Source organism: Pedobacter africanus (assembly GCF_040548825.1).
Taxonomy (GTDB): Bacteria; Bacteroidota; Bacteroidia; order Sphingobacteriales; family Sphingobacteriaceae; genus Pedobacter; species Pedobacter africanus_A.
In genome coordinates, this window is sequence record NZ_JBEPSL010000001.1 from 1,852,113 (window position 1) to 1,863,371 (window position 11,259).

6 protein-coding genes are annotated in these 11,259 nt (G+C 43.8%); 4 read left to right on the forward strand and 2 right to left on the reverse strand.

Going from position 1 to position 11,259, the window contains the following annotated elements; all coding sequences use genetic code 11:
- Positions 1 to 2,268 (reverse strand): excinuclease ABC subunit UvrA, encoded by a 2,268-nt coding sequence (locus ABIE26_RS07575; protein WP_310138319.1) that lies wholly within the window; start codon positions 2,266 to 2,268, stop codon positions 1 to 3.
- 47 nt (positions 2,269 to 2,315) lie between these two features.
- On the opposite strand from ABIE26_RS07575, the gene ABIE26_RS07580 reads away from it, so the two are divergent.
- Positions 2,316 to 2,732: a MarR family winged helix-turn-helix transcriptional regulator gene (locus ABIE26_RS07580; RefSeq protein ID WP_310138317.1), complete on the forward strand. Its 417-nt coding sequence runs from the start codon at positions 2,316 to 2,318 to the stop codon at positions 2,730 to 2,732.
- A gap of 13 nt (positions 2,733 to 2,745) precedes the next feature.
- Here ABIE26_RS07580 and ABIE26_RS07585 read toward each other — a convergent pair whose 3' ends face one another.
- Entirely contained in the window at positions 2,746 to 4,806 is a 2,061-nt protein-coding gene (locus ABIE26_RS07585; protein ID WP_310138315.1) for an alpha/beta hydrolase family protein, read from the reverse strand.
- Between the two features lie 163 nt (positions 4,807 to 4,969).
- On the opposite strand from ABIE26_RS07585, the gene ABIE26_RS07590 reads away from it, so the two are divergent.
- From ABIE26_RS07590 to ABIE26_RS07600, 3 genes are all read left to right on the forward strand, one after another.
- Positions 4,970 to 5,929, forward strand: a complete 960-nt coding sequence (locus ABIE26_RS07590) for a hypothetical protein (protein ID WP_310138312.1) — start codon at positions 4,970 to 4,972, stop codon at positions 5,927 to 5,929.
- 44 nt (positions 5,930 to 5,973) lie between these two features.
- On the forward strand, positions 5,974 to 7,887 hold the full coding sequence (locus ABIE26_RS07595) for an FAD-dependent oxidoreductase (RefSeq protein ID WP_310138310.1): 1,914 nt from the start codon (positions 5,974 to 5,976) through the stop codon (positions 7,885 to 7,887).
- Between the two features lie 168 nt (positions 7,888 to 8,055).
- Positions 8,056 to 11,229, forward strand: coding sequence for a SusC/RagA family TonB-linked outer membrane protein (locus tag ABIE26_RS07600; RefSeq protein ID WP_310138308.1), 3,174 nt, complete (start codon positions 8,056 to 8,058; stop codon positions 11,227 to 11,229).
- Positions 11,230 to 11,259 lie beyond the last annotated feature (30 nt).

Sequence of the window (11,259 nt, forward strand, 5' to 3'; positions counted from 1 at the left end):
TCAGTTTTTGATTAGCGGCTTGCCCAGATGCTGTCTTAGGTATTTTGCCGTTAAGGAAACCCTGTCTTTCAACAGGTCGGTAACTGTTCCAGAGAACAAAACCTTTCCTCCGTATTGTCCGGCTCCGGGACCAATATCAATAATCCAATCTGCATGGGCGATGACATCAAGATTATGTTCTATAACAATCAGCGTATTTCCCTTTTCGGTCATGGCGTCCATAAAATCCAGGAGTTTTTGGGTATCACTGGGATGTAAGCCGGTACTTGGTTCATCCAGAACAATCGTTTTATCGGATTGTGTAAGTTCCCTGGTCAATTTCAGGCGCTGCCTTTCTCCGCCAGAAAAACTGTCCAGCCGCTGCCCTAAAGTAAGATAGCCCAAACCCAGCGTAAACAGCATGGTAAAAGACTGTTCATACAATTTGTCTGGAAAAAATTCAATGGCTTCCTCAACCGTCATGTCCATTACCTCGATGATGTTCTTGCCATTATACCTGTATTTTAAAACCTCCGGCTTAAAGCCCGATCCTCCGCAAACTTCGCAGGGCTGTTCTATATCGTCCATAAATGCCAGATCAATTTTTTCTACACCTATTCCCCTGCAATTTTTGCAGGCACCCTCGCTGTTTTTACTGAAAAGCTTCGGGGAAACATGGTTGGCCTTCGAAAACCGTTCCCTCATATCATCTGAAAGGTGGAGGTAGGTAAGCAGGTTGGATCGGATACTGGCAGCAAACAGGGATTGGTCAATAACCGTTATTTCCGGATAAAACTGGGGCAATACCTTATTGATCAGCGTACTCTTGCCCGATCCAGCCACTCCGGTAACTACTGTAATTACATTTTTAGGGATTTTTACACTTACGTTTTTAAGATTATGGAGATGGCCATTTTCAATTTCCAGATAACCTTGCGCTTTCCTTGGCTGGCTATTGGCCTTAGGTGCCTTTGCAAAATATAAACCTGTTTTTCCTTTCGATTTTTTTAAGCCCTCAAAAGTTCCCTCATAAACAATCTTACCACCGTTTTTGCCAGACTGCGGCCCCATATCAATAACCCAATCCGCTATTTTGATAAGATCGGGATCATGCTCAACAATCAATACCGAATTTCCCTTATCCCTTATCTGTTTGATAATTGACGCGATGTTCTGCAGGTCCTGTGGATGAAGTCCAATGCTTGGCTCGTCAAATACATAGAGCAGATCCGTAAGGTTGTTGCCAAGGTTTCTTACCATTTTTATCCTTTGGCTTTCTCCGCCAGAAAGTGTATTTGTACCCCTATCCAGGGTCAGGTACTGCAGCCCAATGCCCATGATGTTCTTTAGCTTCTTTTTAAGTTCATCAAGTATGATTTCATAGGTATTCGAATGTAGCGAACCGACAAACTCCAAAAGCCCGTCAATAGAAAGCGCGGTGCAGTCTGCAATATTTTTATTGCTGATTTTGCAGGACAGGATCTTATCGTTTAGTCTTTTACCGCCGCAGACCGGGCAGGGCCTGGTTGCAATGATATTTTTTAAAGCCTCTTTCCGGGTGATGTTCTCTTTTGATTCCTTTTTTAGGAATGCCTTTTCAATACGGGGGATTATGCCCTCGTATTTCACGGTCTTCCCCCATTCCGGATAAGGTTTTTTAGGCTTATGTTCAGGGGCATTTAACAGCCTGTCCATTTCTTCTGCACTATAATCGCCCAGCTTTTTATCGTTATCGAAATAGCCAGACAGCGTATATCTCGTCAGCCGCCAGCCACCTGGCTGAAAAGTCGGGAACAGAATTGCGCCCTCGTTTAGCGATTTCTGCTTATCTATAAGCGCATTTACTTTTACCGTCTGCACAAAGCCAAGCCCCTCGCATTCGGGGCACATCCCTAATGGATTGTTGAATGAAAATACATTGGAGTATCCTACAAACGGCTTTCCCATTCTGGAGAAAAGGAGCCTCAAAGACGCGTAAACGTCTGTAGCCGTTCCTACAGTCGACCTGGCGCTTCCGCCAAGCCTTTTCTGGTTAATGATAATAGGTACGTTCAGGTTTTCGATCTTATCTACATCTGCCACTCCGATATGCTGGAGCCGGTTCCTGATAAAACTGCCTTGTGTTTCATTAAACTGGCGCTGCGCTTCTGCACCTATCGTTTCAAATACGAGCGAGGATTTCCCCGAACCTGAAACGCCTGTAAAAACTACAATCTTGTTTTTGGGTATGGTAACAGAAACATTCTTCAGGTTATTTTGCCTCGCATTTGTGATGATAATCTCCGTCATTTTAGTTAACTTTGATAATATTTAACAAAGTTAACTATTATATTGTAATGAACAAGGACGAAAAGCTTTTTTATGAAGTATTTACAGATCTGCAGTGCTTCATATTGGCGAACATGAATAAAGGTGACATCAACGGTGTAACGGCCACTCACTACAATATAATAGCGTATGTATACCGGCATGATCAATGCACCGGTAAACAAATAGCAAAGGCCTTCAACATCAGTGCCCCTGCCATTTCCCGGCAACTTAAATTTCTTATCGAAAATGGCCTTATTGAACAGGAACAATCCTCAGCAGACCGCAGGGTCTTCAACCTGAGCGTGGCCGATAAGGGTCGGTTTATCGTTGATAATTCCGAAAATTTCCGGGAAACAGTTGCCCAAAAGGCATCTAAAACGCTTACCAGTACAGAACTGAAAAGTCTTACCTCCCTACTTTCAAAGGTTGTTAAAAATTTATAGGTAGATGAACCGGCTAAAGATTTAGCAATGTCACACTACCTGTTTGATTTAACATTTTCTTAAATTTGGCAAATTCCAGGCGATACGCCTTTAATTGATCCTCAGTTAACTTTCGGCCAGACATTGTTACCGGGTTGATCATGCGCATATTTTTTCCGTTAAGTGCAGCTGCTAAAGACAGGTCACCCCATTTTAGGAAGCCAGGCAGATGCACGGCCATGTTAAAGAAATCTATTGAATCCCGGTTATCAAACAAGTAGCTTACAGGCATATCACGTAAAACAAGGTTATTTACATCGCCCCCTAAAGCACTTACAAACATTGCAGCTATTGCGGCTTCCCTGCTGCCATCTATAGCAACTTCGGTGGCCTTTAACCTGGTTTTCAGATACCCGGAAACTATGGAGAGCTCTTCTACCCATTCCCCTAAAACGGTTCTCCCTAACCACAATTCTGAACGGGAAATGGTATGTAAAACCATGGTCTTGTCCTTCAATTCCCTGGAAGACAACAATTCACCGGTTCCTGATAACTCTACAACGGCAATACCTACTCCTTTTTGCCTGAGTTCATCAATTACCTTTGCCGGAATATTCTTTTTACCGCCAGAATTGCAAACTATCACATATTTAGATGATCTGTTTGCAGGTTTCAAACATAACAAAGGGATCAGTTTTCCATCCGAGGTTTTCAACGTAAATCGTTCCCACATAGCTACGCTGGAATAGTGGTGAACCTCTTTTATCACCGGCAGTTCCTGGATGCGCAATATAGCTTTAAGCTCCTCACGTTTTTTATCCGCATCAAACCTTTTCGTTTCGATATAGGCTTTTCTTAACTCATTTCCCCGTTGTATACAAAACCCGGCTGTACTGACAACATTTTTATCGCGTTTTCCTGCTGCATAAGTCATCAATTTTTCCTGCGGAAGCAGATCGAACGGAATTTCTTTTTTTGACGCTCCGTTACCAATACCTTTCAAATGCAGATCGAACCAACCCAACATCGCCTCCCGGTCTTCTTTCCAATAGCCATGTGTTTTATCAAACTCCTGGTTGGCTATGTGATCCTCCACCCCCATCATCCTGAATACGGGTTGGGCGTTACTAAAACTGCGGCGCATTTCTACCGGAAGAAAAGCAGGAGAAGAATCCTGTGTATGATTGCACATTTTTATCGCCCTGGGGGCAACCATAGCCAATACGCCGGCGGCTTCCGTAAAAGTTAAACCGTCATTCAATAATTCACATATGCAATTAGAGCGCATTACATAAGATTCAAATGTACCTACGCTTACTACCGGCATAGCTGCTTTAATGCGGTTATCCATTGCAGCAAGCCACATTGTCTGGTTACCTCCTCCACTCGATCCTGTAGCACCTATGTTTTTGGCATCCACGTACGGCAAAGAACTCAACAGGTCTACTCCCCTGATGTTATCTGTAAGCTGCATTCCTATTAAAGATTCACCAATATTGAGTAAAGATCCGCCAAGATTTGCACCATGATATTCAAACACCCCATGGGTAGTTGTCCGCTCTCCGGATCCCCAGGGGTCAATGCTAAGGCATACATACCCGTTAAGGGCCAGACTATGCGCTACCGACTGGTAGTTTTCGTAAAAACGGCCGTTTTTTGAATGGCCCATCATAAGAATTACAGCCGGAAAAGGCCCTGTTCCTTCCGGAACATATAGATTAGCCGTAGCATATACGCCAGGGCGTGTTTGAAAGGCTATATTTTTGATGTGGTAGCCCTTCATTTGAGTGCTTCCGGTTTCTGTTAAATTAAAGTCGAGTTTAGGGTCTGTAAGCACTCCTGTCTTTTTGATGATCTGTTGCTTTAATGCCGATCCATGAACTTCCAGCTCCCCTGGATTTTTAATCGGCAGTTGATGGTGCATAAACTGAAGGAATGCCTGATATCTTAATCTTGCTTCAATTAAATCACTATGGTTTTTTGGAAGAACATCAGGTAGCGTATCAACCTGTGCACAAATAGTAAATGGAAAAAGGAATACCATTGCTGCCATCGATAGGAATGGCCTGGATAGTTCAATGAATTTTTTCTTCATAAAGCAAATGACTCATTTACCGGGCTTATATACAAACTTCTGCATACAAAAACGTCGAGAACGTTGCCGGTGTTTTATTCCCGTAATTCCCTTACTCCCTCTGGTATTCTGTATACTTTAGTGTGTTGTTAAGCCAAATAACCTAACCAGATATTCAATTGAAATGACAAAAATTAAAAATGCAATTGCATTCATTTTGATGGTATTCGTTTTTACAGCAGCGGCAAATGCCAGGCAGACCGACAGGAAAATAGCATTCACTGCTAAAACTAAAGACGGCAGCGCCGTTCCGGTATATTTATACCACCTTCACAATATGCCCGGGTATTTTTATGCTTACCTAACTACCCCGGTTTGTGAAGAAGGCATATGCTACAATATTTCAATCGGGCTATACTGGGATCTGCTTGGAAATTTCAGCAAGTATGAACTACCGCCAGATAGCCTGTTAACCAAATTCGATCATCAGCCGTTTACCCCCCAGGACCATGAAAAAATGTATAGCCTGCTTAAAGATAAATCCTCGCCATTAGGCATCTATGAGGCTGAAGACCTGGTAGACCGGGAAGCCAGCATCCCTTCCAGGGTAAAGGTTGATGTGGTAACCGGCGCAACCAACCCATCGTTAAAAAATGCAGTCGTTTCCGGAGCAGTATATAGTTCACATACCTTGTGGCACATCGTCAACGGACCAATTGCCGAAAGGATAGCCAGGTATACAGACAGCCTGATGAACAAACAATTACTGAACCAGTTCATGCTTTCCGACAACTACCACTATCAATATTATGCGCTCGAAAAAATTCAGAACGCAGAAGTTGAGCAATATATCCCTCAACTGATCAGGTTAGTGAGCTCAGGGAGTGCATACATCCCCTATTTTGCTATAGCAAAACTACCGGATAAGGTGTGGCAAATGCCGAAATATCAGGAGCAACTCGTTGCAATGATGCCCAGGCTGGATTTCAAGCTGCAAAACGAAATGCTTGGCCATTTGAAAGATGTTACAGTGAGTCAGGCTACGGGTAAAATGTTAAAGGACCACATTAAGCTATTGAAGGGGCAGCAGGTGCAAAAAGCGTTGGACATCATTAAAAAGCAAGAAATTTTTACAAATCAATAATCACGATCAGGATGGTCAGAATTCCTGAAAAATTAAAAATGAGTATGGAAACAAAAAGAAGAGCGTTTTTAAAGACCCTGGGTCTGGGGTCTGGAGCTATGTTGTTGCCTGCGGGGACTATCCTTGCTCAGGATACCCCCAATAACGAAACACAGGGTAACAGCATAGGTCAAGGTGTTTTTAAAACCAAAAAATACACCGCCGATGTGGTCATAGCCGGCGGCGGAATGTCGGGCATATGCGCTGCCATCGCTGCAGCGCGCAATGGTGCTACAGTAATATTTATCCAGGACCGGTCAAGACTGGGGGGCAATGCAAGTAGCGAAATCAGGATGCACATCTCCGGCGCTACCATATTGGAGAAGGGATGGCGGGAAACAGGTATTCTGGAAGAAATCTTTCTGGTCAATTCCGTTGATAATCCGCAAAGGTCTTACGAGATGTGGGATTTCATATTATATGATAAAGTAATTTCAGAAAAGAATCTCACGTTATTGCTCGACACCACGGTTTGTGATGCTGAGATTGCCGATGGAAAAATCACCAAAGTTATAGCCATATGTTCGCCAACCCAGGAGCGTTCTGAAATCACGGCAAAATACTTTGCAGATTGTACCGGAGACGGTACGCTGGCCGCCCTGGCAGGTGCCGAGTTCATGATTGGCCGTGAAGCCAGATCATTGTGGGGAGAGTCTCTTGCAATAGATGTAGCCGACACTAAATCTATGGGTAACAGTATTCTATTCATGGCCCAGAAACATGAAAGAAAAATGCCTTATACTCCACCAAAATGGGCGCGTAAGTTTACTGCAAAAGATTTTGTATACAGGAAAATCATATCCATCGAATATGGCTACTGGTGGCTTGAACTTGGCGGCCTGGAGGATAGCATAAGAGATGGTCAAAAAAACCGTCATGATCTGCTGAGCGTATTATTTGGCGTATGGGATTATATCAAAAATTCAGGAAACCATCCGGAAGCTGAAAATTGGGCCCTATCCTGGATCGGAATGTTACCGGGCAAGCGCGAAAGCCGTCGGCTGGTGGGTGACTATATTATGAAACAGGAAGATATCCAGAAACCTAAACTATTTGCCGACCGGGTAGCCTACGGAGGCTGGCCAATTGATGACCATCCGCCTGAAGGCTTTAATGGAGCGAATATGAAACCTACAAGGGCCATCTACGTTAAAGAACCTTATTCTATTCCTTTCAGGTCTTTGTACAGCAAAAACATTAGTAATTTGCTTATGGCCGGCAGGAATATCAGTGCCTCCCATGTGGCATTATCGTCAACCCGCGTCATGGCTACATGTGCCATCATGGGCCAGGCCGTAGGAACGGCCATGGCCTATTGCATCAGCAATGATATTTTACCCAGGATCCTTGGAAATGATACCTCTAAAATTTCTGATTTCCAGCAATTGCTGCTCAGGCAGGACCAGGCAATACTTGGGATTCAAAATACCGACGAGAAAGATCTGGCCCGAAAAGCCAAGGTTAAAGCATCTTCAGAAACTAAGGATGGGGCTGCTGTACAGGTAATAGACGGATACAACAGGGATGTCAGGGATGGCAGTAAACACCAGTGGCGTGCAGAAATGAAGAACGGACAACAATGGATAGAGCTCAGCTGGGATAAGCCTGTTAAACTGGATACAGTACAGTTGACTTTCGATACAGGCCTGAACCGGTTCCTGAGAATTTCCGGACAGGATATTGTGCAGGCCGATCAGATTGTGGGTCCTCAACCTGAAACTGTAGCCAGCTACCTGGTGGAATGTATCCGTAACGGCAAACATTCCGTACTTGCCGAGGTTACAGATAATTACCTGCGTTATGTAACACATAAAGTTAAACCAATCGAGGCCGATGCAATCCGAATTACCGTAAGAAAAACAAACGGCGACGAATTGGCCAGAATATTTGAGGTTCGCTGCTATCTGGAGAGTACCTAAGGGCCATCTGAGGATTTTTCACACCAGCGAACCCGGTGCTGGCCAACCATTCCCGAGAACGCTTCCGAGAACGCTATCGATAACGTTCTCGATGTTTTATCGATCGTAACCCGCTCTAAGAAATGTAGTTTACCCTATATTTAATCCAAACCAAACCTAACCAAGTTAATGAAAAGAAATCTGTTACTCATGATCCTGGCCTCTGGCCTGGTGCTCCATGCCACTGCCCAGGACCGGCTTCTAACCGGACAAATTTTAGATGCCGAGACCAAAGGCCCGCTTCCGGGCGCAACCATCACCACAACATCAGGTACAAAATCCCAGTCAGACACTAACGGTAAATTTAAGTTATCGGTTTTATCCGGAAAACAAACCGAGCTAACTGTCCAGTTTGTGGGTTACAATATCAAAAAAGTAAAGATAAATACAGAAACCAATGTAGTGATCTTACTTCAGCCCAGTTCAATTGGTTTAAATGAAGTAGTCGCTATTGGCTACGGCTCTGTTAAACGGGGCGATGTAACCGGGGCCATATCCTCGCTTTCGTCCAAACAAATTCAGGATGTACCTATAACCTCTGCTGAAGAAATACTTACCGGACGACTTGCAGGTTTACAGGTAACCAAAGAAGAAGGCTCACCAGACGCCGAAGTACGTATAAAGGTACGCGGAGGGACTTCAATTACCGAAGACAATTCCCCACTTTATATCATAGACGGAATACCTATGGAAAACGGACTGAGAGGTTTGTCGCCCCAGGATATTCTATCCGTAAATGTATTGAAAGATGCATCTTCAACGGCAATCTATGGCGCGCGCGGTGCAAACGGTGTGGTGGTTGTAACTACCAGGGGCGGAAAAGAAATGAAAACCCAGGTTAGCTACAACGGCTCTTATGGATTTAACAGGCTGGCAAAGAAGCTCGAAGTACTAAACCCCTATGAGTTTCTGACCTTGCAGTGGGAAAGAGATAAAGGCTACGTAGACGGAAAATTGCCGGTTTACGGAACCTGGGCCGATATACAGTCTTATAAAGGCCAGACCGGTATCGATTGGCAGGAAAAAATGTTAGCTAATGATGGCCGGCAGGACAACCACAACCTGAGCATATTGGGCGGAACTAAAAACACCCAGTTCAGTCTTAGTTTGTCTGGAAATAACCAAAAAATGATTGTATTGAATTCCGGATACAAAAGGCAGACTTTGAACTTTCGGTTTAACCATACCATCACATCTAAGCTAAAGGGATATTTTAATGTCAGGTATAGTAACCAAAAGATCATGGGTGCAGGAACCTCCAATGAATCAAGTGCTTCCAGCAACAATCTCAGACATATCATAAAATATCGCCCAATGCTGATTGGCGATGTCGGCGAAGACGATTTTGATTACGAATACCTGGTAGAAACAGAGAACGGGAACGGACTTACGGTCAGCAATCCTGTGGCAACTTCTAATGGCCAATATTCAAAGAATATAGACAAAATGTTGAACTTAAGCGGCTACATTGACTATTCCATCAGCAATGCGCTTACATTTCGTTCTACATGGGGCTACGGCACCTATAACCAGAACAAAGACGTTTTCTGGGATTGGTTCACAAATCTGGGTCGGTATTATGGAGATTTTACTCCTGTGTTGCTGTTAAACTCCATCAACCAGTCATCCTATAATATTTCCAACACACTCACTTACGATAAACGTTTCGCAAAACACAAATTGAACTTTTTATTGGGTAATGAATTTTACGGTGCAGCAACCGAGACGGACGCGCTGCAAATGAAAAATTACGCTGTCGGCATTACCGCCGAAAAAGCACTGGCCCAGGTTGGAATTGGCGTTCCACGGGCAGGGTTCCCTAGAAATGACACCTATAAAAACACGCTTCTCTCCTTCTTTAGCCGTGTCAACTATGCTTTTAATGACAAGTATCTGTTTACCGCAACGCTTAGGGCCGACGGATCTTCAAAGTTTTCTGCAGCTAATCGCTGGGGTTATTTTCCCTCTGCGTCTATAGCCTGGAAATTTTCTTCGGAAAATTTCCTGAAATCATTCTCGCCGCTTACAGAGGGTAAGCTCAGGGTCAGTTACGGGGCGGCTGGCAACAACAGGATACAGGATTACCTCTATCTCCAGACTTACACCAGCGCAGGACGTTACAACTTAAACGAGACAGATGTAAATGGCTCCTATCCTGCTTCTCTTGCAAATAAAAACCTGAAATGGGAAACCACAATTTCCAGAAATATAGGTCTGGACCTTTCATTCCTGAAAAACCGGCTGCAGCTAACCGCTGATATTTACCGCAACAGTACTCGGGATTTGTTGGTGGCAGCCCCGATTGCTACAAATTCGGGATACAAAACGCAACTTCAAAACATTGGCGAAACCTTGAATAAAGGATTAGAGCTGCAGATCTCAGGAACACTGATCGATCATAAAGCCTTTAAATGGAACATGGATTTTAACGTTGCTTTTAATAAAAACAAAATCGTAAGACTTGCCAATTCCCAAAGCACCGATGAGCGGTTTTCAGGTGTCGGCATAGCAAATTCCCCGGCAGACTACCTCATCAAGGTCGGCGAGTCTGTTGGAACTATGTATGGTTGGGTTAATGATGGGTTTTACAAAGTAGATGATTTTGATTGGGTGGGCACAACCTATACGCTTAAATCCGGGCAACCAGATGTTGGTAAGCTCTTTGGAACAACGGCAAAGCCAGGAATGATCAAATTCAGGGACCTGACAGGCGAAGGCCAGGTTAGCCTGGATGATCGTACCATCATAGGCAATGCCAATCCAAAATATCTTGGAGGAATAAATAACCAGTTTTCTTACAAGAACTTTGATTTAAGTGTGTTTCTTAATTTTTCTGTAGGTAATGATATTTTCAATGCGAATAAAATTGAATTCACGAATGCAATGGTGCAGGGCACCAATTTGCTTGGCATAATGAAAGACCGCTGGAGGAACATTGATGGCGCCGGAAATCCGATAACCGATCCGGTATTGCTGGCAGAAGCAAACCAGAACGCAAAAATATGGACGCCACATACCGGAACCGGCTCTTTTTATGTAAACTCATGGGCAATAGAAGATGGCTCTTTTCTAAGGGTAAATAATGTTACCCTGGGCTATAGCCTCCCATCCAGGCTCCTGAAAAGCATCTTTGTCAATAAGGTCCGCGTGTATTTTACTGCAAACAATTTGCATGTGTTCACCCGGTATAGCGGTTTTGATCCGGAAGTCAGCAACCGCGGAGGAGGTGTTATTGCCGGGGTAGATTATTCTGCATTTCCGCGTAGCAAAGCATATATATTCGGTTTAAATGTTACACTATAACGTTATGAATAAAAAAAATTATAACCAGAT